Source organism: Streptomyces flavofungini (genome assembly GCF_030388665.1).
GTDB lineage: Bacteria > Actinomycetota > Actinomycetes > Streptomycetales > Streptomycetaceae > Streptomyces > Streptomyces flavofungini_A.
This window is the reverse complement of sequence record NZ_CP128846.1, coordinates 4,192,031-4,216,281: the sequence shown is the minus strand read 5'-3', so window position 1 is coordinate 4,216,281 and position 24,251 is coordinate 4,192,031. Positions and strand designations below refer to the sequence as shown.

The following is a 24,251-nucleotide window of genomic DNA, read 5'->3' as shown; positions in this document are numbered from 1 at the left end:
GCGTTGCCGGTACTGAAGAACGTGATGTTGCCCGTGTCGCTGATGAGCTGTGGTGCGAAGTACTCGAGCCCAGGGTGCTTCTGCGTCACCGGGCACGTCGAGTCGTGTGGCAGGTGGTGGCCTCCCCGTCCGGCGCACGAGGTACAACTGCCAGTGGCGTCACGTCGGCGTCCGTCCTCGGGTAACGGCGTCACCCACCCTTCGCCTTTGCAGTCCTGGCAGACGTTGTCCTTCGCAGGGCAGGTGCAAGTTTCAGTGATCTCGGCGACCTGTGACTTCATCCGGGGACGGTAGCCAACACGCATGGCTGGCGGCGGCAGATCTGGAGAAAGCCCCGGCGATCGGACCGACCTACCTCGCCGCATGACGCACGAGTGGGGTGCCATCCTCAGGATTGGATTGCCGAGCTGGCCGAACGTGCTGTCTCCTCCTCGATGGCGCGAGCAACCTCTGGCCACGGAACCTGCAGAGGGCCGAAGAGCGACCAGTAGTCGTGCGCGTCTCGGACGACGGCACTGACACCGAGGCGCACAGCATCCGGGGCGATCGTGCCCACGACGCGGCGGGTGACCCCGCCGGCGCCCCGGGCCGCAGGGCTGATCCCGGAGCCCAGGAGAAGCGTGGCGGTGCGGACAGCGTCCAACGTCGCCAGTGGTGCCGCGTAAGCGTAGCGACCGTAGATCAGCTCGTTCCAGCGGGTCTGGGTGCGTGCCCACGCCAGACGTTCCAGGCCCGTGCCGAGGTCCACCGCCAGGCGATCGGGGTGGTCGGTGTGCCATAGGAGGACGATGTCCCCGAGGGTGAGGTTCCGGTGGGCGAAGCGGAGTGTGATGCCTTCGACCTGTCGCCGACGCCACGGATGCAGCGTCCCGTAGATCCGCAAGTGGCGTGCATGAAAGCCGAGTTGGGAGAGCGTGGTCAGCCAGCCGTCCAGGACGGCCCCGTACTCGTCCAGGTTGTTCACGGGCTGGACGCGGGAGACGTTGACGAAGGAGGTGAGGAACCCGTCCTTCAGGAGGCCCGTGGCATCGCGCTGGCCGGTGAAGCGGACGACCGGCTGGGCGAGGAAGCCGCTTCGGTAGGTGTGGAGCTTGCCGTCCTTGAGGAGGGGGTCGAGGGCTTGTACCGCGGAGATGGTCAGTTCCGTATCCCTGCCCCAGCGGAGAGGGAGACAGGTATCGCGAGCGGCTCCGTCACCCGCGAAGGAGGTCTCCAGGCTGTCGAGCAGCTCCCTCCACGAGGGGCTTCTACGTGGGGGCCTGTAGGGAGTGCCTCGGCATGGGTGCCGGATTTCGATGCGGTCGGCGTCGGTCGTGAACTCCCAGTGCGGCCCCAACCTCGCGCGGAGCACAGCGGGTATCTGTCGGGCCAGCGTGTCCCCGGCCGAGCTGGCCGATCGGGTCAGCATGGTGGTGCCGCCATCGCGGTGAAGTGCCGTGCCGGGTCGAAGCGATGGAGGCCGACCTCCTGGACCTCCCGGTGATCCAGACTCTCCGCCTGCTCGATGGCGTGCGCCAGTTGCTGGGCGGCGGTCTCGTCGTCCGCCTCGGGGTCGGCCACGGCGATCGTGCCGGTCGCGTCGCAGAGGGCGGCTTCGGCGCAGGTGCCCGTGCGCCAGGTGAGCGCGGCCATGGGTGTGCCGGCGCGGAGGGATTCTCCGAAGACTGCGGCTCCGGCCTCTACGTAGGTGCGGGCGTACGTGTAGACAAAGACGGAGGCTTCGTGGATGGCTGCGGTCTTGGCGGGGCCGCCGAGTTCGCCGACCCACTCGATGTGGTCGGCGTTGAGGAGTCGAGCGTGGCGGCGTACGTACTCCTCGTCGAAGACCGGGCCGACGATCCGTATCCGGCGGCCGAGTAACTGGGCTGCACGGGTCGCCAGATGGGGCGCCTTCTCGGCATCGACGCGGCCGAGCCATACGAGGTCGCGCCCGGCGAGGGCGGGTGGTTCGGCTTCGTCGAGGCCGAAGTGTACGGCCAGTTCCGGGATGGGCTCGCATCTGGCGTACCGCTCGATCATCTCGGGTGAGTAGCAGTAGAGGCGGGAGCGCTTGCCGTCGAACGCGGCGTCGGTGTGCTGGAAGACCGGCGAGTGCTGGAACGTGGCGACGTCGCAGTCCAGTTCGCTCCACGTGCGGGTCCACGCGGGCAGTGATGGGTATTCGTGGCCCACGACCAGGAGGTCGTAGCCGTTGGCGCGGAGCTCGCGTTCGGCGAGTGATCCGGTGGTGATGTCCTCCAGGCGGACCGGCTTGCGGACCCAGCCGTGTTCCAGGTCAGCGAGCCAGCCCGGTCCGAGGAGGTGTACGTCGGCGCCTGCGGTTCGGGCGCCTACGGCGACCGCCCACAGCCATCGTTCGATTCCGCCGTATCCGGCGGGTGGAAAGGCGTAGCTACCGGGGAAGTCGCAGACGCCGACGAGCACTTATGCCTCCGGTGTTCCGTCCGCCGAGATCCGGCGGAAGCCGAGGTACGGGAAGAGAGATTCAGGGAGGACGAGCGAGCCGTCCTGCTGCTGGCACTGCTCAAGGAGCGCGGCCAGGGTGCGGCCGACGGGCAGGCCGGAGCCGTTGAGCGTGGCGACGAGCTTGGGCTTGCCATCCTCGCCGCGGGTGCGGATGTTGGCGCGGCGGGCCTGGAAGGTGCCGAAGTTGGAGATCGAGGAGATCTCCCGGTAGGTGTTCTGGCTCGGGATCCAGACCTCGATGTCGTACGTGAGCTGGGCGGAGAAGCCGGTGTCGCCGGCGGCCAGCTTGACCACGCGGTAGGAGAGGCCGAGCTCCTTCAGGCACGCCTCGGCGTGGCCGACCATGGTCTCCAGCTCGGCGTCCGCCGTCTCCGGGTCGACGATCTTGACCATCTCGACCTTGGAGAACTGGTGCTGGCGGATCAGGCCGCGGGTGTCGCGCCCGTACGAGCCCGCCTCCGAGCGGAAGCACGGGGTGTGCGCCGTGAGGGCCAGGGGCAGCTCGGCGGGCGGGATGATCTCGTCGGCGTAGAGGTTGGTCAGCGGGACCTCGGCCGTCGGGATGAGGAACAGGTCGCGATCGGCGGCGCCGGTCTTGAACAGGTCTTCTTCGAACTTCGGCAGCTGGCCGGTGCCGGTCATCGTCTTGCGGGTCACCAGGTACGGAACCCCGTGCTCGACGTAGCCGTGGCGGCGGGTGTGGATGTCGAGGAAGAGCGTCGCCAGCGCGCGCTCCAGGGCGGCGCCCGCGCCTCGGGAGACCGCGAAGCGCGAACCGGACAGCTTGGTGGCGCGGGCGAAGTCGAGGATGCCGGTGGCCTCGCCCAGGTCGACATGGTCCTTCGGCTCGAACGAGAACGCCGGCGGGTTGCCGACGCGCCGGATCTCGACCGCGAACTCCTCCGAGTCGCCGTCCGGGGCCTCGTCGTCGGGGAGGTTCGGGATGGTCAGCAGGAGCTCGGTGAGCTCCTCCTGGACCTTCTCCTGTGCGGCCTCGATGTCGCGGATCTGGTCCTTCAGCTCGCGGGCGCGCTCCTTCAGCTTGGAGATGTCCCCACTCTGCTTGGCCGTCTGCTGGACCTCGCTCGCCACCCGCTTGGACTCCGCCCGCAGCTCGTCGGCCGAGCGGATGCTCTGGTTGCGCCGGGACTGGAGGTCTTCCAGCCGGGACAGGTCCAGGGAGTAACCGCGACGCGCGAGCCGACGTACCGCTTCGGCACCCATTTCAATCAGGGCGCGGGCATCATGCATGGGGAAGATCCTTCTTATCCGGCGAGTGGGATGGGGATACCGCATCGACGGTAGCAACCGCCGACCCCTCGCCGATCCGCAATATCGTCGCGTCACCACCGGCGGTGATCTCGCGCAGAGCGGTCGATTCAAGATCATCCAAGAGCTCCGTGGCCAAGAGGGAAAGATCGTCGTCGCCGATGGTGAGCGGCTCGATATAGGGAGCCTCGGGGAAGAACAGCGGCATGGGCTCGCCGGCCGCGCGATCTCCATGCCAGTGGAGGACGGAAACCAGCAGGCCGTGCCCGACCAGGACGCGGGGCCCCGGGTGCTCCAGAGCGGTGAGGACGCCGGTGAGCAGCCTGCGTATGCCCTCGTGCTGCGACTCCGCGGCACCCGGCGGGCGCCGACGCGGGCCGTGCTCGTCGAGCCAGGCCGCGTATTTGAGGAAGGGTTTTCCCTCGAACTCCCCGTAGTCGAGTTCGTTCAGCCGGGCGTCGACAACCAGCTCGGGCGAGGGGACGCCCATGAGTAGCGAGGCAGTCTGTCGAGCTCGGGGAAATTCGCTGGTCAGCCAGGTAGCCACGGAATGGAGAGGGAGGACGTTCCACGCACGGCCGAGCGACTGTCGGCCTTCGTCGGTCAGAAGAATCTGCTTGGTCGGGTCGCCGTTGACGAGGTACCCCTTGCTGTAGTCGGTCTGTCCATGGCGAAGGATGTACGTCGTCACGATCCGCTCCGAGGGGTTGTCTCTGTCGCCAGAAGATCGCTGAGCACGGTGGCCATGAAGGTCGCGCGTGGGTCGCCGGACTCCACGTAGAAGAGGAGGCCGTGGACCGCCAGGAGTCGGCACCAGGGTGCGAGCACGGGGACGGGGATCCGGGACGCACGTGAGGCGACGGCCAGCCGTACGGACGTCCCGCGACCGAGCTCGTAGTAGACGGACCAGAACGCCCAGTCGAACGCGGGGTCGCCCACCATGGGGAGTGGATCGATCAGCCGGGGGTGCCCCCGCCAGTCGAACAAGACGTTCTCCCGGTACAGGTCGGCGTGCAGCACCGTCGCCCGGCGGGAGCCCTCCTCCAGATCGGCGACAGCAGCGAACCCTGCTTCGACGAGGGGACGCCAGCCACCAAGGTCGAGATCGCGCACCCGCCGCTCGATCTGCGGACGGACATCGTGGGCGAGGTAGTCGGTGAGGAGCGGAAGCTGCTCCGACCGGAGTCTGTGGCGCCCCAAGGTGTGGAGCCCGTGGACGGCCGCCGCCACCATTTGCAGCTCCCGCCGCGGCCGAACCGCGCCACCGGGTTGCCCTCCGATGAGTTCGAGCGCGGCCACGGCCAGGTCGTCTGCGGCCTCCACGACCTCTGCCGTCGGGCCACGGGCCCAGAGCCGTAACGCTTCCACCTCGTGGCGAAAGCGAGATGGATCAACCCATGCTTTGAGGAGCAGCGGACGCCCGTCGGGACGGGCCGCGGTCGCGATCACCGAGGCGTGGCCGGCGTCGTGGTACGCCACGAGCGTCAGCTTCCACCTCCCTGCCGCACGTGCCAGCAGACCTGGGACGGCATCGAGCCACGGCTTGACCGAAGGCCCATAGTGCGCGAGCAGCCGTTGCCTGCACCCCGCGGGGATCTCTCCGAGCGTCCGTTTCGTCATCAGCTCAGCTCGATCCCGTCCGAGACCAGCTCGTCCGTCAGAGCCGGGAACTCACCCAGTACCTCCGTGACGAGGGCCTGCACCTTGTCTACCTCGGTGTCCGGGGCGGAAAGGCGGACGAGGATGCGCCAGGGTTCGTCCAGGCGCTGGCCGGTGGTGCTGACCAGGTGTACTTCCGCGTGCCCGTCGGTGGTCTCGTGCAGGCGGTGGGCCAGGCGCTGCGCGGCGATGTTGTAGAGCTTGCCGACGTGGTAGACGGGATTCTTGCCGTTGGCGCCCTCCAGGTTCATCGGCCGCAGCGGCGTGATCAGCCCGTTGACCCGGTTGCCGCGCCCGACGACGCCCTCGTCCCCTGACTCGATCGAGCTTCCGGTGTAGGTCAGGTACAGCTCGTCCTTCTCGGGGACATCGCGGGCGTTGAGCCGGAAACGCGCCTGGGCGCCCGGCAGCCGGAGGCCGGCCAGCCGGTGGCACTCGGCGAGGACGGTCTCCTTGTTGCGGATGTACTCGGCCCGGCTGGCGACGTGCCGCGACTTCTGCGGCACGCACAGGACGATGTCGGCCTCGTCGCCATCCCAGAAGCCCATGACCTTGACGTCGGATCCGCACCACGCGTGGGAGAGGGTGAACTCGCTCTCGCCGGAGAAGTGGTTCACCAGGTCGCGGACGAAGGTCTCGAAGGCGTTCTCGGGGGCCCAGCCAGTCCCCAGCGACGTGTCGTTCGAAAGCCGCACCCGGCGCTCACGAAGGTCGTCGACGGAGCGAGGATTGAACCAGCGCGTGCGGTCGGGAGTCCCGTCGCCGGTGAGAACCGCCCCAGGGCTGGAGTTGCTGGTGATGTTGAAGACGATGTCGAGGTGGTCCGAGACCTCGGGAAGCCGCTCGGCGAAGAACTCCCGCACCTCGGCCTCGACGATCTCCTTGACCGGGATCGTCTCGCCCCCGCACATCGGTGCCGCGCGCCCATTGACCAGGACACGGACCGGGGCGGTCATCTCGCCTGCCCCGTAACGGACTTCGCTGGCGCCGCCCAGGAGAGCGACCTTGTCGAAGTTGTGGTGCAGCACGGCGCCGAAGCGCGCGACGGTGTGGTGGCTGTAGGCACGGGACAGCCCCTCGGCGAGGTGATCGGCGAGGGTGTCCGGGTGACCGAGACCCTTCCGCTCCACGATGGTCGTCGCGTCCGGTCTGGCCATGGCCGTGTCGATGACGAGGTGGCTGTTGCCGATGATCGTGCTCGTACGAGGCATCACGAACTCCCGTTCGGGGTGGGAAGAAGGGGATGAGCGCAGGCGTCAGTACGCCTGGACGAGCGGTGCGGTCGAGATTCAGCAGGGAACGCCGGAGGCGCGGAGATGCGCCACGATCGCTGCGAGTGACCTGTACGCAGCGACGGCCTGTTCTTCAGCAGCGAGTCGGACGACGTCGTGGGTCGTGACGAGGTCGATGTCCTGGGTGCGTCGGCGATCGAGCCAGAGGAGCAGACGCCAGGCGAGTACCGCCCCGCAGAACGGCAAGCGGTCCGCGAGATCGACTGGAATGTGCGCCGGCGCTACGTCCTCGTACAGCAGGTCACGTACGAGGTGGAAGACGACGTCGGTGTAGTCGAGAACGGCTGGGCCGCAGGCACTCGCCTCCCAGTCGACGACGTGCAGACGCCCTCCGGCGACGAGGATGTGCTCGGGCTTCAGATCGCCATGTAGGTGAACGGACGGGTGGGTGTCGATCGTTTGGAGGGCCTCCCGCAACGCAGCCCACCAGGGCATCCACCGGCAGCGTGCCGAGAACTGATCCAGTAGGAACTGGCTTGCGGAAACAGTGCTGTCAGTCCGTGCCGCCCAGCCGGGGCCAGGAGTAGCGCCGGCAGTGGGCCGGTGAAGCATGCCGCTCACCGCCACGACGTGACCGATGTAGTCCTCCGTCGCCTTGCGGGTATCCACTGAGCATGGCGTCCCGTGCACCGCCCGGAACACTGTCCAGGACCCGGCCTCGTCGCACCCCGTCGCCAGGACGGTCGGAACCGAGATGCCGCGCAGGGCAGCACGCTGGACCGTGGTGGCCTCCCGTCGACGTCGACCCTCGGGGTCGATGCCGACGTAGACCTTCAGCACGGCACTGCCGTCCGTGGCGAACCGCGTTCTGGAGTACGGCTTGAGGACTGCCACGCCGAACGGCCCGAGCCCTTGTCCGACCCATGGATCCACGGTCTTCGTACTGCGCATCCTCCACACACCTCCGTCCCGTTCGAGAAGCAGAGCCGATCGCCAAAGTCCACTGGGTTGACGGGAGTTACCCCCATCGCCCTGCGGCTTTCTCGGTCTGCTGCGACAGTAGGCGCGGCGCCCCGCAGCACCCCGGAAAAACCTTCCGGGGTCGATTCCGGCCACGAGGTGATGCTCAGGACATGCGAGGGATGACAGAGAACTTGACCATCGGCGAACGCGTTGCCTGGTACCGGCGCCGACGCGGACTTTCCCAAGAGGTCCTGGCCGGTCTCGTCGGCCGCACCACGGACTGGCTGAGCAAAGCGGAGAACAACCGGATCGAGCTCGACCGCCTCTCGGTGATCACTTCACTCGCCGAGGCTCTCGACGTCTCGCTCGGGGATCTCCTCGCCGAGCCGACGCTCCTGGAGTGGTCGAGTGACAGCGGCCGCCGTACGGTGCCCGCTCTGCGTGACGCGCTCATGGACTACAAGCAGCTCACGCCCTTGCTGGGGCTCCCACCCGACGACGAACCGCCGACCCTGGCGGGCTTGCGGGCAGCAGTGAAGGAAGTCCTCGACGCCTACCAGGTGTCTCAGTACGGCTTCGCGACCCGACGGCTTCCCCTCGTCCTCGCTGATGCCCTCGCGGCCTCCCGCTCGTATTCAGGGCGTGAAGGGGAGGAGGCCCATGCCGAACTCGCCTTGGCCTACCACGGTGCGGCCATGGTGCTGGGCAAGGTCGGGGAGTCGGAACTGGCGTGGATCGCGGCCGACCGCGGCCTGGCGGCAGCGCAACGGAGCGGCCAGAACACGGTGACGGGCTCGCTCTTCCGGGCGGTCACGCACTGTCTGATGGCCACCGGCCGGTTCACTGCGGCGATCCAGTTGGTGAACGACGCGGCGGCCGTCATGCAGCCCGGCCTGGGCACCGCGAACGACGAGTACCTCTCGGTCTACGGCACGCTCTTCCTCACCGGCGCCATGGCGGCCGCCCGAGCGGAGGACCGTGCGACCACCCAGACTTTCCTCCGCGAAGCGGATGAGGTCGCACAACGACTGGGCGCCGACGCGAACCACCTCTGGACGGCCTTCGGCCCGACCAACGTGGCCATCCACTGCGTCGCCACCGCCGGAGAACTCGGCGATATCCAGATCGCCGCCGACCTCGGGCAGCGCATCGACACCAGCGGCTTGCCTGTAGAACGGCGCGTGAGGCACAGCCTGGAAGTCGCCCGAGCCCTCAGCGCCTGGAACCGGACCGACGAAGCCCTGGCCGCGCTGCTGGAAGCCGAGCGAGCCGCACCCGAGCAGGTGCGCCACCACTACCTGAGTCGCGAACTGGTCATCGGCTGGATCCGCGGCACCCGAGGCCGCCCGTCCCAGCCGGTGGCCGACCTGGCCCGCAGGCTCGGCGTGGTCGGCGGTTAGAGTCCGACTCGTGAGCGAGAACGAGCACGAAGCGAAAATGGCCCACCCGCGCATGGCCGCCGGCGCGCTGTTCTTCGACGATGCCGACCGGGTCCTGCTCGTCGAGCCCTCGTACAAGGACTATCGGGATATCCCCGGCGGGTATGTCGAGACGGGGGAGTCGCCCCTGCAAGCCTGCGTGCGCGAGGTCCAGGAGGAGCTCGGCATCAAGCCCGCGATCGGCCGCCTGCTCGTCGTGGACTGGGCGCCGAATCCGGGGGAGGGCGACAAGGTGCTCTACCTCTTCGACGGGGGCAGCCTCACCGCGGATGAGTGCCAGCACATCGAGCTTCAAGCCGACGAGCTCCGCGGCTACGCCTTCCACGACACCCGGGAACTGTCAGCCCTCACAATCCCTCGCCTCGTGCGCCGTATCGCTGCTGGCATTGAAGCCCGTGCCGACGGGGTGACTGCATACCTGGAGCGTGGAGTGGCGCCAGAGGCCGCCATGTAGCGTGGGGTGCCTGGTCAGAGGCTCCGCGTGACACGCCGCTCGCCCAACAGCGCCCGCTGTTCCCCGGCCGACACGGCCGCGTGTGTCAGTGCGACACGCTGGCCTGCTTGCGTGATTACAGGTGAGCTGAAGAGCAAGATCGACCGACTCTGGGACGCCTTCTGGTCTGGCCGGATCTCCAACCCATTGGAGGTCATCGAGCAGATCACCTACCTGATGTTCATTCGGCGCCTGGACATCTTGGAACAGGCCAAAGAGAACAAGGCCAACCGCACCGGGCGTCCCGTCGAGAACCCGACTTACGCGGACGTCACCCAGGTTCTGCGCTGGTCGGTGTTCATCAACGAGTCTCCCGAGAACATGCTCACACAGGTGCGTGACGGCGTCTTTCCCTGGCTTCGCGCGCTGGGTGGTGAGGAGTCCACCTACGCGCACCACATGAAGGACGCTCGCTTCACCATTACTACGTCGAACCTGCTTGCCAAGGCTGTTGACATGATCAACGGCATCGACATGGGCGACAAGGACATCAAGGGCGACCTGTACGAGTACAGGCTCGGCAAGATCGCTACGGCAGGGCAGAACGGCCAGTTCCGTACGCCTCGGCACATCATCCAGCCGCCTCCACAGCGTCCGGCATGCCGACGAGATCTACGTCCTCGACCAAGGCCGCGTGACGGAGCACGGATCCTTCGACGACCTGATGCACCTCGACGCCAAGGGCCCTGGGGACTTCTGCCGCATGTACCTGGTGCAGTCTGAGCAGTACCGACTCGACGGATCACCCTCAGTCCCTGCGCAGGGCAACGAAGCCACCGCCTCGCTCTCCACGCCCACGAGCAGGGATTGATCACCCTCGTCCACGGAACGCTGCTCGGGGCTGAGTGCTACGAAGCCCAAGCCTCGGCCCCGAGCACCTTGGGATCAAGCAATTCCTCGAAGAGGTCCCGCCCAGTGCTGCCCGCAACTACGCTGCCTCCAGGTTCGTGAGATGCAGCGAGGCTCAATGCAGCAACAGACCTGGAACAGTGATCGCCGCCGCACTGCCATCGGCCGTGTCGCCCTCTCCGTCCCCGCCCGCCAAGCTCTCGCCGACAGACAGCTCACGCCTGACAGAACGATCCTCGACTACGGCTGTGGACGCGGCGACGACGTACGGGCCTTGGAAAGACTGGACTGCAAGGTCGTCGGCTGGGACCCCTACTACCGCTCGGAGACGCGCGCTGAGCCCTCCTCGGTTGTCCTCCTCACTTACGTCTTGAACGTGATCGAGGACTCGGCTGAACGCTGTGAAACCCTGAAGCGCGCCTGGGAACTCGCCAGCACCGTTTTGATCGTCTCCGCACGTCTCACCTGGGAGAAGTCCAAAGTCCGCGGCGAGGCATTCGGTGACGGCCTGCTCACCAGCCGCCGGACCTTCCAACATCTCTTCGGTGCCAGTGAGTTGCGCTCCTACGTCGAGGAAGTCACCGGTGCCCGGGTTGTCTCGGCGGCCCCCGGCATCGTCTACGTCTTCAAGGACGACACAGCCCGACTCGGCTATCTCGCCCATCGGATCACCCCAGATGCCGAGTGGCTGACCTCCGAGGACACCGCGTCCGCGATCACGGCTCTCGTCGACTACGTGGAGCGGCGGGGACGTCCGCCCCGCATTGACGAGATGCCCCGGGCGACGGCCGAACTCCTCGCGCATCTCAAGCCCGGTGAGGTGAAGCGACTGGTGAACGACACCGCAGATCCCGGCAAGGTTGCTGAGGGCGGAAAGCGCTCCACCTTGAACACTCTGCTCTACCTGGCGGTGGAGCTGTTCAACGGCCGAGGCCCCTTCGCCAGCTTGCCCCTCGGCGTGCAGCTCGACGTCCGATCCTTCTTCACGTCGTACAAGGAAGCCTGCCAGCGATCCGACCGGCTCCTCCTCAAGCTCCGCGACGACGCCTACGTGCGCGGCGCCATGAACGCCTCAGCCATCGGCAAGATGACACCGACCGCGCTGTACGTCCATCGGCGCGCCCTGGACCGTATGCCCACGATCCTGCGCCTGTACGAGCACTGCGCGTCCATCGCCGCCGGCCGCCCACAGGAATGGACCCTGGCGAAGCTGAAGCATCAAGGCCGGGCCGTCAGTTGGCTCGACTATCCCGAGTTCGACAAGGACCCACACCCGCGGATCTTGTCCTCCTACCTAGTGGATCTGAAGTCCCTCGAGACGTCACACCTGTCCTACGCGAACTCGGAGAACCGCCCGCTTCTCCACCGCAAGCATGAGTTCCTGGCACCGGACGACCCCGATGTGGACCGTTACCACCGGCTCACCAGCTCCGAGGTGAAGGCGGGGCTGTACGAGCACCCACACCTCATCGGCACCGAGAAGGGCTGGGAAGCCGAGCTCATCCGCTGTGGCCGCGAACTGCGCGGCCACCGGCTCGTCCGGCGTCCGGAAGGCTGACCCAGCCCTCGAAGATCAGACTGCGTCAGGCTGCATCCGAGCGATCGTCGCTGCCACGTCCTCCGGGTCGAAGTCTGCAATCTGACTCGGGAACCACGAAAATCGCAGCCCATTGGTTGCAACTTCCTCCGGCAATCCCATCGCTGTCAGAACGTGACTGGGCGTGTACGCCGCGCTGGTGCACGCCGAGCCGGTCGCCACAGCTACCTGACTCTTAAGGCGCACGATCAGCGCCTCCGCATTGAGGCCATCGAACGTCACGTTCAGAATGTGGGGCACGGTGCGATCAGCGTCCCCATTAATCCGGAAGCGCGTCTTGCCAAGGGCGGTGAGCATTCGCTCTCGGATCGCAAGGGCGTCCCGCTTCCAACGAGCCTGCCCCTCGTTGAAAATCCTTGCTGCTTCATAAAGACCCATGATCAGCGGCACAGGCAGCGTCCCCGGACGGAGCTTCCGCTCCTGGCCGCCTCCGAACATGATCGGCTCCAGTGGAACCTTGTCCCACCCGCGTCGTCGCGTCACCAGCGCCCCCACGCCCTTCGGGGCGCCGATCTTGTGGCCGCTGATGCTGATCATGTCGATGGGGGCCTTGAGGTCCTGCGGGACCTTGCCGTAGCCCTGTGCGGCGTCGACATGCAGGAATGTCGGCGTCTCGCAGAGCTTCTCGGCGAGCTCCGCGACGGGCTGGATGACGCCAGTCTCGTTGTTCACGTGCATGAGGGAGACCAAGAGCGTGTCTGGGCGCAACCTCGCCAGTACCGCCTCTGTCTCGATTCGGCCAGATGCTCCCGGCTCCAAGAAGTCGACCTCGAAGCCCCGGCTCTGCAGGTGCTGAAGGGGCTCAAGCACTGCCTTGTGCTCGATTGCGGACGTGATGATGTGGCGTCGCTCACTCTTCTCGCCGTAGGGAGCCATGCCCAGAAGGGCGATGTTGTTCGACTCGGTTGCCCCGGAGGTGAAGATGACCTCCTCCGTCTTGGCGCCTACCGAGCCCGCTAGGTATGCCCGAGCTTCTTGCACCGCCTTCTTGGCGCGCGCTCCGTACTCATGGGTGCGGCTGCCGGCGTTGCCGAACTCTTCAGTCATCCAGTGGCGCACGACATCCGCCACGCGGGGGTCCACCCGAGTCGTTGCTGCCACATCCAGATACGCCACCACAACCGCCACCCACTTCTAGGACGTTTCTCGTGCCATCGTGTACGTCAATCGGTTAACGTACACGTGCGACGCGTTAACGCGCTGCAGGGCACCGCCGTCTCTGTCAACACAAGAGGTGCCGCACGTCATCCCGCCGGGTGGCGTCACGGCGAGGCGCCCACCGATTCACGCTTCGCCCCTGCGCTAGCTCCATCGTGACCTGGGCGCTGAGGGGGAGCGTTGGTACGTCAAATGATGGCTGCCAGCTGACGCCAGTACGTTAAAGTTGCGAAGTGGAGAGCGAAGCTGTGGCACCTGCGACCCGAGTCGTCGCCCCCCGCACTTCGACGGGGTTCGAGTACACCTTCCCTGCGATCCGCGGCATTCAGGCAGGTCGAGAGTTCTACGTCTCTATGTGCCCGCTGCGGCTGATCCCCAAGATCTTTATCTTTGACGAAGATGAGCTGTCTCCGGAGCTGCGGGCGCAACGCATCCTCAACAAGGGGAGACTCCCCGCCCTTACTAAGTATATTCTGGACAATCCGGCTGATTACGTCTTCAGTGCTCTGACTGCTTCGGTCGATGGCGAAATGGACTTCGACAGCCACAGCGCGGATGGCACAGGCTTCCGCACAGGGCAGCTCCGCATCCCCATGGACGCCAGGTTCTTGATCAATGATGGGCAGCACCGACGGGCAGCCATCGAGCTCGCCCTCAAGGAGAACCCAGACCTGGGCGAGGAGACGATTGCTGTCGTCTTCTTCCACGACGCCGGGTTGGATCGATCCCAGCAGATGTTCGCCGACCTCAACCGGCATGCTGTCCGTCCGGCGCGCTCCATCGGTGTTCTCTACGACCACCGGGACCCTTCCTCCCAGGTGGTGCGGGAGATGACGGGAAGGGCGAAGATCTTCAAGGGCTACGTCGAGATGGAGAAAAGCAATCTCTCGGCCCGTTCCCGGATGATGTTCACCTTGAGCGCCCTGTACTACGGAACGCAGGCGCTCCTCCAAGGACTTGACCTCAAGCAAGACGCTGCTACGGAGCTGGCTCAGCTGTACTGGGAGACGATCGACAAGGCCCTCCCTGAGTGGGAGATGGTCCGCACCCGTGCTCTCACCTCCGCCGAGATGCGGCGCGACTTCATCCATAGTCACGGCATCGCCCTTCATGCCCTCGGGCGAATCGGAAACTCCCTCCTGCGTGAATCCACCTCGCCGGCCAAGTGGCAGAAGCGGCTCGCCCCACTTGAGCAGGTGGACTGGGCGCGGGCGAATACCGACTGGGAGGGACGTGCCATCGTCGGCGGCCGTGTGTCCAAGAGCCACCAGAACGTGACCCTGACCGTGAACTACCTGCGCAACCACCTCGGTCTCGGGCTTAGCCCCGAGGAGCAGCGCGTGGAAGACGCATACCTGCGAGGCGATGCATGAATACCCCCCTTCCCCTTGGCCTGCCCTCCGTCCGACGGCTGCCGTTTGACGGTCGGCTGCTCGACGACGTCGTCGCCGAACTGACTGACGAGGTGCGCGAGCTCTACACCGCGGATGAAGTTCCTTGGGTGATCGGGTACAGCGGTGGCAAGGACTCCACCGCAGTCCTTCAGCTGGTCTGGACGGCGCTGAAAGAACTGCCAGCCGACAAACTCATCAAGCCGGTTCATGTCATCAGCACAGACACCCTGGTTGAGAACCCGGTAGTGGCGGCTTGGGTTACTGCGTCGCTCGAAACCATGGAGAAGGCTGCTGCCGAGCAGGGGTTGCCTGTCGAGCCGCATCGCCTGACTCCAGAGATCAAGGACACCTTCTGGGTCAACCTCATCGGCCGCGGATACCCTGCACCGCGTCCCAAGTTCCGTTGGTGCACCGAGCGGTTGAAGATCAAACCTTCCAACTCGTTCATCCGAAGTGTCGTAGCCGCTCACGGCGAAGCCATCATGGTCCTCGGTATTCGCAAGACTGAGAGCCAGGCCCGTGCCCGCGCGATGGAGAAGCACGAGAAGCGCCGTGTCCGCGACCGACTCTCGCCGAACGCAAACCTCCCTAACTCACTCGTCTACAGCCCCGTTGAGGACTGGACCAACGATGACGTGTGGGAGTACCTGATGCAGAAGCCCAACCCATGGGGCTACAACAATCAGGACCTCCTCAGCATGTATCAGGGTGCCTCTGAAGACGGGGAATGCCCGCTGGTGGTCGACTCCACTACTCCGTCTTGTGGTTCAAGCCGCTTCGGCTGCTGGACGTGCACGCTGGTCGAGCAGGACAAGTCAATGACGGCAATGATCCAAAATGACGAAGAGAAGGAGTGGATGATCCCTCTGCTGAACTTGAGGGACAAACTCGATTCGCCCTTTGGTTTCGTTGAGGACAAGCTGGACCCCGACTACCAGCCCGGCAAGAAGATCCCGCACCCTCGGCCAGACAAGCAAGCTCGTGACTTCCGCCGGATGAACGGACAAGTCAACCTGTTCACTCGTGGCAGCGATGGGGAATTCAGCGTCGTCCATGGCCCCTACCTTCAGAAGTACCGGGAGGAGTGGCTCAGGGAGCTCCTGACTGCCCAAACCTGGATCAGGGCCCACGCGCCCGAGCACGTCCGCAACATTGAGCTCATCAGCATCGAAGAGCTCACGGAGATCCGGCGCATCTGGGTCTTCGACAAGCACGAGGTTGAGGACTCTGTACCGACGATCTATAAGAAGGCTACTGGCGAGGAGTTCCCCGGTGGTCCGCTCGATGAGCAGCTCGTCATGGGTGCCGATGAGATGGAGCTCCTCAAAGAGGTCTGTGACGGCGACGAGTTGCATTACGACATGGTGCGCGAGTTGCTCTCCGTCGAGCGCAAGTACCGCACCATGACGCGACGCTCAGGACTCTTCCAGGCACTCGAAGGCGCGGTGCAGAAGGGCTTCTATGAGGATCGTGACGATGCCGTCGCGTTCGCGCAGCGCAAGAAGAAGTGGCGCGAAGAGGTAGAGACCAACCCGACCTTCGACGAAGTGACCGACACTGATGCTCCTGCGTAACATCACCCTTGAAGAGTTCGGCGCTTATCGAGGTAAGCAGTCACTCGACCTCACCGTGAAGAAGAGCAAGCCGATCATCCTGATCGGTGGACTCAACGGTTGCGGCAAGACGACTCTGCTCGATGCCATCCAGCTCGCCCTGTACGGTCCGCGTGCCCGATGCAGTGGACGAGGCAGCAAGGCATACGAGACCTACCTTCGCGAGAGCATCAACCGACAGCACGACCCGGCACGTGGTTCCTCAGTCACTTTGGAGTTTACCGTCACTGTCGACGGTAAAGAGCACTACTACAGAGTCGCCCGAAGCTGGCACGTCAACGGCAAGACCCTGAAGGAATTCCTCAACGTCTCCGTTGATGAGAACTACGTCACCAAGCCTGGGCGCCGTACTCAGCCAGAACTGAAGTACAGCAGGCTACTCAGCGAAGGCTGGGCAGACTACGTCGAAGACCTGCTTCCGCTTGAAGTGGCATCGCTGTCCTTCTTCGACGGCGAGAAGATCGAGTCCCTCGCCGACCCTGAGCGTGCAGCCTCGGTCATCGAGTCAGCGGTGCATTCCTTGCTCGGAGTAAGCACCGTGCAACAGCTCCGCACTGACCTGCTCGCACTCCAACGTCGCCAGAAGCTGTCCGATGGGGAACAGCACCTGATGGACAACATTCGTGCACAGGAGCATGAACGCGAGTCTGTTCAGGAACAGCTGGACGTGGCGGAGCAGGATTCGAAGCACCAAGATGCTCTGCTGAAGAATGCTCGCCACAAACTTGAGAGCTTGGAGCGCGAGTTCCAGAACGAAGGAGGCGGCCTCTTCGAGCGCCGTCTCGAGATCGAGCAAGAGCGTAAGCGGGCTGACGAGCGCCTTGCCGAGCTTCGTTTGTCCCTAGCCCAGGTCGCAGCAGGCCCGCTACCACTGCTCATGATGCGTACGCACCTGAAGGACGTCCGCAAGCAGGCCCGGCGTGAGCAGTCGGCGGCTGAAGCCGGCCAGGTCCTTGACGTCTTGGAGAAGCGAGATCAGTGGCTGCTCGATCTCTTGCCCGAGGATGCAAGGGACACGATCACGAAGAGGCTGGAGGAAGACCGAGTCAAGCGCTCCAAGTCTTCTGTCTTGAAGGTGGACTTCGCGCTTCCCCACGATGCTCTGGCGCAGCTGACGGTGCTTGACGAGGTTCTCGTACGAGACGAGGCTCGGGCCAGCGAGCTTCTGGCACTTGTTGCCGCTGCTGCTGAGGAACTCGATCAACTGGATCGCCAGCTGGCCGGTGTCCCGGAGCAGAGCAAGGTGGAAGACCTCCAGAAGAAGCGCGCAGCACAGCTCAAAGAGCTTGCCCGCATGGAGGCCACGGTCGCCCGTGGCAGGGAACGGGCCACCGAACTCAAGCGGCGTCGGGCCAACGTGGAAGCCGCCCTTGAACGTGCTCACAAGGAGTTCGTCCGGACGAAGGTGAAGGCCGAAGAAGTCGAGCGGATCATCAAGTATTCGGAGAAGGCCCGCGGGACTCTTGAGCGCTTTGGTGAAGCACTCCTGCAGCGGCATATCAGTCGGCTTGAGGTGGCTGTACTGCAGAGCTTCAAGGACCTCATGCGAAAGCGGGGACTCGTCCAAGACCTCCGCATCGCCGGCGACTTCAGGCTCACGCTGACCGACTCTCAAGGCGACACGATCGACCCTGGGCGCCTCAGCGCTGGCGAGCGGCAGATCCTAGCCGTCTCACTTCTGTGGGGGCTGATGAAAGTCGCCGGAAACCGTCTTCCCAGCGTGATCGACACGCCGCTCGGACGCCTCGACAGCCGCCATCGCGAGCACCTTGTGGACCGATACTTCCCGCAGGCGAGCGACCAGGTACTTCTCCTCTCCACTGACGAGGAGATCGACGAATACCTGCTGGGCCGCCTGAAGAAGTCGGTAGCCCATACCTACACGCTGGTCCACGACGATACGACCTTCACCACCAACGTCGTCGAGGGGTACTGGTGGAACGAAGGAGCCCTGCATGTCGCTCGATAGCGTCCGTCTCTCGCAGCCAGCCAAAGATCGTTTGTCGTGGCTGAAGCGCACGACCGGGATCCCCAACTGGAATGTTCTGTGTCGGTGGGCCCTCGTCATGTCACTCAAGGACCCGTCGACCCCGTTGGTTAAGGACATCGTCACCGATTCGACTGTGGAGATGTCATGGAAGACCTTCGCCGGCCAGTACGGCGACGTCTATCTTGCACTCCTTAAGCAACGCTGTATTGCCGACGGGGAAGAGCCGACGGATGAAAACGTCGCCAAGACTTTGACGATTCATCTACACCGAGGAATTGGCCACCTGGGCGGTCAAAAGGAGTTTCAATCTCTGGAAGGACTGGTCGGAACAGTCAATCCTTCGTAATGGATGCGCTGGCGGGTTTCGCCCGAATTCTGGAAACCCGCCAGCGCATCCCACTTACGCCGTGGAAGACGCGGCAAGGCGCTTCGGTCCAATCCATCTATCTAGATGCCAGGGGTCGTGAGTCTCACAGTACACGGCGAGATTCACAGGCGTCAGGGCTCCTTTAGGATTTCTAGGCCCCGCGAACAGCTCGCTGTCTTCAATTTTTGACGAGCACCCGTCGGGGTGCTCGCACCTTCTGCGAGTAGCGACCGTGCGCAATACCCAGAGTGGCTGGGGTCGCGTCACGGGTCCAAGCGCGGGGTGCTGAAATATTCCACCTGACCACGGGGTGGCATCGTAGATGTTCGTGTATCGATTTTTTGTCGAATTGCACCAGCCGCAGGCTAGGCGCAAGTTGTCGACTATCGTTTGCCCACCCTCGGCGACGGGGATTACGTGGTCGACTTCAATACATAGCTGTGCGGGAAGTTGGCCGCGAGGGCGCGTGAAGTCAACGAGTTTCGATACTGGTGGCCCCGCTTTAGATTCGCGGAGAAACTTATCCCGAGCCTGGGGCCCGAAAAGGAATCCGCATAGATAGCAGCGCGGTTGCGGTTGCCCCAAGGCCCAGAGGTCTTCACGTAGCGAAATGCCGATTTCCACTCGCTTCCGTGCCCTTCGGGCAAGGATCATTTGCCAGGCAAATTTCGTGAGGACCTTGGCGTACTTCGTACGCTCATCAAGGGGAACCTGCGGGCTGGTCGCATTGAAGAAGGAAAGTATCGGTCGATGAAGGTGTCCGATATTGAGTTCCGTGTCCAGTTCGTACGGAGCAAGGTCCACCAAACTCTCGATGAACCACCGCGCCCATACAGTGGAGAGATCTCCGCGCAGTAGCCAGCCATGGTTTCCAGGGATAACCTCTGGAACTGTGTACTTCGAGAGTGACTTCAAAGCCTCATCTGACCAGTTACTATCCAGCGCCTTCTTAATCTCGGCGAAGAAATCGCCGACTTCCTGCGGCTGCATCACGCCCCTGCAGTGGGGTTGAACTCGCCTTCCTTGGGCAGGTAGTCAGGGTTCCTGCGGTAGTCATTCCACAGGCGGGCCCAAGTGCGACGAATCAGAGGGGTGTCCTTCTTCTCGACTTTCCAGTTCCGGTTGAAGTAGGCGAGATTGACTCCGTCAAGCCACTCACTCATGGTGGCGTCGACATCAGCCAGATTATTGAGCGTCCTCTTCTGGGTGCGAAGATACTCGAAGTAGTCGGCGGCCAGGATCGTCAGGGATACCTTATTGAACAGGTTGCTTCGCGTCGTCCCCCATGCGTTGAGCGCCTCGGGATCATCGGAGCCAAATTTCTCCCTGATGTTTGAGTAGAACCTGATGAAGACTTCGCGCCAGGGGCCGTCGGGGCGACCCCATTCGGCAAGCTTCTCCTTGTGGGTGTCAAAGGCAGCCACGTAGGAACTGTCGTCCAGGTGGAACTTTGCCCAGGCTTTTGCCCAGTCATTCTTCTGTGCGAAGAGCTTGCCACCTGACAGCTCACGGAAGATACTGACGAGTCCCTTGAGTACGGACCACTGGAGATGGGTGTTCTGATCCCCGGTGGCACCCGTGATGCCTGTCTGTACGAAGTTCTTGAAAGGACTTTCATCAGCGCGGGTGAGGTAGGCAATGGCCTGCGAGTCATCGAGCTTGATGCCGGCGTCCTTGAGACGCTGGGCAACAGGGTCGAGCTCTTCCTTGCTCAGGCTGGTTGAAACGATCGTGCCCAGGAGCGCCTTGCCCATGGGGGTCGCCTTCTGGTTGACCACCACGAACTGAAAGACGTGCTCGCTCGGGCTGTCGTCCATGAGGAGCGAGACCGGGAGCTGTCGGGAGTGCTGGCCGATGAACTCGGCCTTCGCCTGCCCGGGGTCTTTGCCAGCCTCGGCCGCGTCCAGCAGGAAGTCTTCCCCTTCGCTTCCTTCGGCGAGACTCTCGGCTGCAAGTACGGCACCCTTCAGGCGGTGCTGGCCGTCCACAAGCATGATCGGCTTGAGGTAGCTGATCATGGCATTGCGGTCGAACCCGAGGATCCTGTCGGGGTTCGCATCTGGGTCCAAGGCTCCAAGGACCTTGATGCGTCCTTTGAGCTCGGTGTAAAAGTCGATCAGATGCGTCTCGTCTGTGAGGAGCACGCTGGCAGCGTCCGTGTCATCGCCGTTGCCCCCGTTTTCCTCTGCTCCCTCTTCGTCTTCGTCCTCTTCCGTGAGGACTTCGAGCCCATGCTCTTTGCGCCCTCTGTCCATGATCGAAGACAAGCGATCTGGGTCCAGGTCCGTTTCCTTGAGTTCCGGAACACGTGACTCCAGTTGCTCGACAACCTGAGTCATGAGGTCCAGCAGAGAGGTGTCGCTGAAGTCAGGGCTCACGATCTTGATCGTGCCGAACTGGGGATGCCCATCGAGCTCTTCGAACTCCACCAACGTCTTGGTCTGCGGCGCCGCAAGGAGCGGGTTCTGCACGATGTTGCGCTCGTCATGGTAGAAGCTCGAGAGCTCGCGGATGCGAGTCTTGTTCTCTTGCCGCTGGAAGCCGATCGTTTCCTCGTCATCGAGTCGGCTGCGCTGCGGGACGCCGACCCACCGGTCGATCTCGGTCGCCGGCGCCGCGAAGAAGACCAGCGGCTTGCCAGATGCCGTCTGCTGCGTGACGTGTGCTGGGTACGTGTATGTGATCGTCTTCGCGTTCACGCAGGGCCCTCCAGAGCGACATGATCCAAGCCGCCCCCAACGCTACCTGGTGACAGAAACCGACAGGGCGTTCTTCCAGCATTCCTCGCGCCTCCGTGCCATGTGACCTGCACCAGCGCGGACAGATGGGAATCCGCAGGGACGACGGTGAGGGGAAGGACCTCAAAGCTGTCCCATAGGAGATGTGGGCGTTCCGCAGATGACTGTCAGTGGCGCGCTCTACAGTTCAAGAACCTGCTCATGCCGAAGTCGACCACCTGGCGACGACGGCCAAAGGGAGAGTGGGTCAAGACTGAGTGGGTCCGGCTTACAGCAGCCGGGCACCGGGGAGGGGCTCCATGCTCCAGCTCAACGAAGTCCGTATCGAAACGATGTGCCGTCTCTACGCGAAGTACAGCAAGCGTCCATGGGATGGCGAGTACCTCGATGTGCTCGACACTCAACCTCACGCTCGGCGAGAAGCGCGCCGCGGAGGACCCAGACCATCCGTGCCGGAACGTCATCAGGGACGCACGCCGGACCATTCGTCGCGCGCATGCCAACGCTCGCGAGCAGGCCGCCTGCCGCCCGCTCGCTGACGCAGCTCGCCGCCGTGTGTGCTCCACGTCCGCAGACGGAGCGACGGTGGCCGAGGTGATCACTCATATCACCCCCGAGGCTTGTGCCGTCGCAGCGGAGACTCTGCAGGAGCTGAGAGTCTTTGCGAGGACACTCGGATCTCATGGGCCCGCGTGCCTCCAAGGAAGGCTCGACATGATGACTGTCGCCGACTCCGCAGTAGCAGACGCAGCGGTCTGTGGCGACCGTGGAGCGGACCCGACACGCACTTCGCCAGCACGCGAAAACGCTCATCAGTATCCCGCCGTGACGGGGCTCCAAGGATCAGGTGTTCGTCTTGGTGAGCCGTACGAGAGCAAGGGAAGCTTGGCTCTCCGTTTCACGCGGGCCGTCGTCAACCTGCAGATTCCCGTGGGAACCATCGGCGCTTACCTACTTCTGCAATACGAACAGCAACAGGCCACGCCCTTGTACGTCGGCCGCTCCGACACCTGTCTCCGTCAACGTCTGATCCGTCACCCCCTCCGTAGCCGCGCCACTCACTTCGTAGCTGCGCCAACACGCGACAGCCACCACGCCTACGCCATCGAGTCGTACTGGTACCACCGCTACCTCTCGACGAGCGCCACGATCGCCAACTTGATCCATCCCGCCAGCCCCGCAGGAACAGGCCGACGCTGCCCGTACTGCCACGAGACCGAAATTGAGCGCGCGCTGCGCCGCGCTCTCCCTCCGCCGCACACTCTGTAGATCAGGAGACCAGTATGAACGACATCGCCGAGGGCGCCATTCCCGTCGTCCTGTCCGGCCAGGCACTCCTCAGCCTCCGTGAGTCGGGCCATAACTTCCCGTCCGCAGTCGGGGAAGTGATCGACAACAGCGTCGAGGCACGCGCCAACCACGTCCAGATCATGACTGAAGAGGTCATGAAGGGGCGCAAGAAGGTGATCAGCCAGATCGCCTTTTTCGACGACGGGGAGGGCATGGATGACAAGACCCTGCACCACTACCTGCAACTTGGCTTCTCCACGCGGTTCATGTCCGACAAGACCATCGGCAAGTTTGGTGTCGGCGCCAAGCTGGCCGGCCTCAGCGTGGGCACGTGCATCGAAGCATGGTCTCGTGTGGCGGGTAGCGAGGCGATCAGGCATGTGATGTTCGACCTGGACGATGCCGTCGAAGCAGAGAAGCGGGGGGAGAAGATCGGCATTAACCCGCCCGACGATGAGCCGCTGCCCGCCCATCTCGTGCCCTACTTCCCGGAAGGCACCGGGACGCTAGTCCTTTGGTCCAAGATCGACCGGGTGTCCGACGGACACGGCCGCAGCACCCCGGACCACGTCCGCACAGAAATCACCAAGGAACTCTCCAGGATCTTCCGGGACTTCCTCTGCGGCGGCATCAGGATCACGGTCGACCACACCGATCTTGTGCCCCACGACCCGACGTTTCTGCGCAAGGGAACTTGGGTGGACAAGGTCCTGACGGATGAAATCGCTCGCCGCGAGAACGCGCCGCGGGACGACAAGGACACCCACTTCGAGGGGCAGGTCTTCTTCAACGAAGAAGTGGACGTCCAGGGAACCGATCACAAGATTCGAGTGGTCATTACGCTCGCACCCCGCGAAGTGCTGCGGGCCAAGGGCAAGGGTGGAGACGCCCTGGCACGCAAGCTGCGGTTGCCCGAGAACGAGGGCGCAATCAGCTTCATGCGGCTCGATCGCGAGATCAGTTACACGCCGGTGGCCCGTCTCTTCCCCGACGGGATCCTTACGCCGGACAGGTTCATCGGCTTCGAGGTCTACTTCACCCCTGAGCTCGACCGCCTCATGGGCGTTCGCAACGTCAAGCGCGGAGCAGTGCCGGCAGATGAACTCCGCAAGACTCTCCGTGATTTGGCTCGCCGGATCATCCCGCGGGCGCGCGAAGAACTCCAGCGCCACTGGGGCGATGACGATCGGACCGAAGCGGTGAAGTCAGGGGAGCACGCCTCTCTGGCCAAGGCGGTGAAGGAAGCCGATCGCACGATGCCCAAGTCGCGAGTCAAGGACGTACCCACTCCGGACGAACGGGACAGGGAGTACGTCGACCTTGCTCAGGATGCGGGGCGCAGCTCGACCGAGGAAGAGCAGGCAGCATACGTCCAAGAGATCAAGGACATGCCCTTCGTAATCGAGACGGTCAGCTTCCCTGGCGACCAACTCATCGAGCTGACCCACCTTGGGGACCAGACGATCATCCGGCTCAATCAGCGACACGCCTTCTACCGGGAGATGTACGAGCCGCTTAATGCTCTCTCCAAGGACGTCACCATGGCGAATGCTCCGTCGCTGCAGACGACGGCACGTCGAGCGATCGAAGCCATAACTTTGCTGCTCGTCGCCTACGCGAAGGCTGAGTCGATGCACGACACCCCGAACGAGCAGTACGGACAGTTGAGGAAGCAATGGGGCGGCTTCGCTGAGCTATACCTCAACAAGATCAAGGATGTTCTCTGACAGCCGA

General features: G+C 64.1%; 19 protein-coding genes. 9 read left to right on the top strand and 10 right to left on the bottom strand.

Annotated elements, in window-relative coordinates; genetic code table 11:
• Positions 1-388: 388 nt before the first annotated feature.
• From QUY26_RS17400 to QUY26_RS17370, 7 genes are all read right to left on the bottom strand, one after another.
• Positions 389-1,408 carry a hypothetical protein gene (locus tag QUY26_RS17400; RefSeq protein WP_289947655.1) on the bottom strand — a complete coding sequence of 340 codons (1,020 nt, stop codon included), beginning with the start codon at positions 1,406-1,408 and terminating at the stop codon, positions 389-391.
• A complete protein-coding gene (locus tag QUY26_RS17395) occupies positions 1,402-2,424 on the bottom strand; it encodes a glycosyltransferase (protein WP_289947654.1) in 1,023 nt (340 codons plus the stop codon). Before QUY26_RS17395 ends, QUY26_RS17400 begins: the two co-directional genes overlap by 7 nt.
• On the bottom strand, positions 2,425-3,717 hold the full coding sequence (gene serS, locus QUY26_RS17390; RefSeq protein WP_289947652.1) for a serine--tRNA ligase: 1,293 nt from the start codon (positions 3,715-3,717) through the stop codon (positions 2,425-2,427).
• Positions 3,710-4,426 (bottom strand): histidine phosphatase family protein, encoded by a 717-nt coding sequence (locus tag QUY26_RS17385; RefSeq protein ID WP_289947650.1) that lies wholly within the window; start codon positions 4,424-4,426, stop codon positions 3,710-3,712. The genes serS and QUY26_RS17385 overlap by 8 nt, the downstream gene beginning before the upstream one ends.
• Positions 4,423-5,355 (bottom strand): aminoglycoside phosphotransferase family protein, encoded by a 933-nt coding sequence (locus QUY26_RS17380; protein ID WP_289947648.1) that lies wholly within the window; start codon positions 5,353-5,355, stop codon positions 4,423-4,425. The genes QUY26_RS17385 and QUY26_RS17380 overlap by 4 nt, the downstream gene beginning before the upstream one ends.
• A complete protein-coding gene (locus QUY26_RS17375; RefSeq protein WP_289947647.1) occupies positions 5,355-6,605 on the bottom strand; it encodes a methionine adenosyltransferase in 1,251 nt (416 codons plus the stop codon). Before QUY26_RS17375 ends, QUY26_RS17380 begins: the two co-directional genes overlap by 1 nt.
• Positions 6,606-6,683: 78 nt before the next feature.
• On the bottom strand, positions 6,684-7,577 hold the full coding sequence (locus QUY26_RS17370) for an aminoglycoside phosphotransferase family protein (protein ID WP_289947644.1): 894 nt from the start codon (positions 7,575-7,577) through the stop codon (positions 6,684-6,686).
• A gap of 191 nt (positions 7,578-7,768) precedes the next feature.
• Between QUY26_RS17370 and QUY26_RS17365 the strand changes: the two genes are divergently transcribed.
• The 4 genes from QUY26_RS17365 to QUY26_RS17350 all read left to right on the top strand — a co-directional run bounded on the left by QUY26_RS17365 (position 7,769) and on the right by QUY26_RS17350 (position 11,928).
• Positions 7,769-8,989 carry a helix-turn-helix domain-containing protein gene (locus tag QUY26_RS17365; RefSeq protein WP_354670693.1) on the top strand — a complete coding sequence of 407 codons (1,221 nt, stop codon included), beginning with the start codon at positions 7,769-7,771 and terminating at the stop codon, positions 8,987-8,989.
• A gap of 10 nt (positions 8,990-8,999) precedes the next feature.
• Positions 9,000-9,482 (top strand): NUDIX domain-containing protein, encoded by a 483-nt coding sequence (locus QUY26_RS17360; RefSeq protein WP_289947638.1) that lies wholly within the window; start codon positions 9,000-9,002, stop codon positions 9,480-9,482.
• Between the two features lie 111 nt (positions 9,483-9,593).
• On the top strand, positions 9,594-10,244 hold the full coding sequence (locus tag QUY26_RS17355) for a type I restriction-modification system subunit M N-terminal domain-containing protein (protein WP_289947636.1): 651 nt from the start codon (positions 9,594-9,596) through the stop codon (positions 10,242-10,244).
• Between the two features lie 244 nt (positions 10,245-10,488).
• Positions 10,489-11,928, top strand: coding sequence for a DNA phosphorothioation-associated putative methyltransferase (locus tag QUY26_RS17350; RefSeq protein ID WP_289947634.1), 1,440 nt, complete (start codon positions 10,489-10,491; stop codon positions 11,926-11,928).
• 15 nt (positions 11,929-11,943) lie between these two features.
• Here the strand turns inward: QUY26_RS17350 and dndA are convergent, their stop codons facing one another.
• Positions 11,944-13,095, bottom strand: a complete 1,152-nt coding sequence (gene dndA / locus QUY26_RS17345; protein ID WP_289947632.1) for a cysteine desulfurase DndA — start codon at positions 13,093-13,095, stop codon at positions 11,944-11,946.
• Positions 13,096-13,358: 263 nt separating this feature from the next.
• Here dndA and dndB point away from each other — a divergent pair, with 263 nt between their 5' ends.
• The 4 genes from dndB to dndE are packed head-to-tail and all read left to right on the top strand — an operon-like array spanning position 13,359 to position 18,468.
• The gene (gene dndB, locus QUY26_RS17340) at positions 13,359-14,498 is read left to right on the top strand and encodes a DNA sulfur modification protein DndB (protein WP_289947630.1); all 1,140 of its coding nucleotides are present in this window, start codon (positions 13,359-13,361) and stop codon (positions 14,496-14,498) included.
• Entirely contained in the window at positions 14,495-16,093 is a 1,599-nt protein-coding gene (gene dndC, locus QUY26_RS17335) for a DNA phosphorothioation system sulfurtransferase DndC (protein ID WP_289947627.1), read from the top strand. Before dndB ends, dndC begins: the two co-directional genes overlap by 4 nt.
• The gene (gene dndD / locus QUY26_RS17330; RefSeq protein WP_289947625.1) at positions 16,080-18,101 is read left to right on the top strand and encodes a DNA sulfur modification protein DndD; all 2,022 of its coding nucleotides are present in this window, start codon (positions 16,080-16,082) and stop codon (positions 18,099-18,101) included. Before dndC ends, dndD begins: the two co-directional genes overlap by 14 nt.
• Positions 18,088-18,468: a DNA sulfur modification protein DndE gene (gene dndE, locus QUY26_RS17325; protein WP_289947621.1), complete on the top strand. Its 381-nt coding sequence runs from the start codon at positions 18,088-18,090 to the stop codon at positions 18,466-18,468. The genes dndD and dndE overlap by 14 nt, the downstream gene beginning before the upstream one ends.
• Before the next feature lie 54 nt (positions 18,469-18,522).
• On the opposite strand, the gene QUY26_RS40935 is transcribed toward dndE, so the two are convergent.
• Both QUY26_RS40935 and QUY26_RS17320 read right to left on the bottom strand, forming a co-directional pair.
• Entirely contained in the window at positions 18,523-19,143 is a 621-nt protein-coding gene (locus QUY26_RS40935) for an HNH endonuclease (protein WP_354670761.1), read from the bottom strand.
• 335 nt (positions 19,144-19,478) lie between these two features.
• Positions 19,479-21,188, bottom strand: coding sequence for a hypothetical protein (locus QUY26_RS17320; protein ID WP_289947618.1), 1,710 nt, complete (start codon positions 21,186-21,188; stop codon positions 19,479-19,481).
• Between the two features lie 1,322 nt (positions 21,189-22,510).
• Between QUY26_RS17320 and QUY26_RS17315 the strand changes: the two genes are divergently transcribed.
• A complete protein-coding gene (locus QUY26_RS17315) occupies positions 22,511-24,244 on the top strand; it encodes an ATP-binding protein (protein WP_289947615.1) in 1,734 nt (577 codons plus the stop codon).
• Positions 24,245-24,251 lie beyond the last annotated feature (7 nt).

Bases quoted from the DNA above. Each gene is read 5' to 3' on its own strand.
- QUY26_RS17400 (WP_289947655.1), bottom strand. From the start codon at position 1,408: ATGCTGACCCGATCGGCCAGCTCGGCCGGGGACACGCTGGCCCGACAG.
- serS (WP_289947652.1), bottom strand. From the start codon at position 3,717: ATGCATGATGCCCGCGCCCTGATTGAAATGGGTGCCGAAGCGGTACGT.
- QUY26_RS17380 (WP_289947648.1), bottom strand. From the start codon at position 5,355: ATGACGAAACGGACGCTCGGAGAGATCCCCGCGGGGTGCAGGCAACGG.
- QUY26_RS17375 (WP_289947647.1), bottom strand. From the start codon at position 6,605: ATGCCTCGTACGAGCACGATCATCGGCAACAGCCACCTCGTCATCGAC.
- QUY26_RS17370 (WP_289947644.1), bottom strand. From the start codon at position 7,577: ATGCGCAGTACGAAGACCGTGGATCCATGGGTCGGACAAGGGCTCGGG.
- QUY26_RS17365 (WP_354670693.1), top strand. From the start codon at position 7,769: ATGACAGAGAACTTGACCATCGGCGAACGCGTTGCCTGGTACCGGCGC.
- QUY26_RS17350 (WP_289947634.1), top strand. From the start codon at position 10,489: ATGCAGCAACAGACCTGGAACAGTGATCGCCGCCGCACTGCCATCGGC.
- dndC (WP_289947627.1), top strand. From the start codon at position 14,495: ATGAATACCCCCCTTCCCCTTGGCCTGCCCTCCGTCCGACGGCTGCCG.
- dndD (WP_289947625.1), top strand. From the start codon at position 16,080: ATGCTCCTGCGTAACATCACCCTTGAAGAGTTCGGCGCTTATCGAGGT.
- dndE (WP_289947621.1), top strand. From the start codon at position 18,088: ATGTCGCTCGATAGCGTCCGTCTCTCGCAGCCAGCCAAAGATCGTTTG.
- QUY26_RS40935 (WP_354670761.1), bottom strand. From the start codon at position 19,143: ATGATCCTTGCCCGAAGGGCACGGAAGCGAGTGGAAATCGGCATTTCG.
- QUY26_RS17315 (WP_289947615.1), top strand. From the start codon at position 22,511: ATGAACGACATCGCCGAGGGCGCCATTCCCGTCGTCCTGTCCGGCCAG.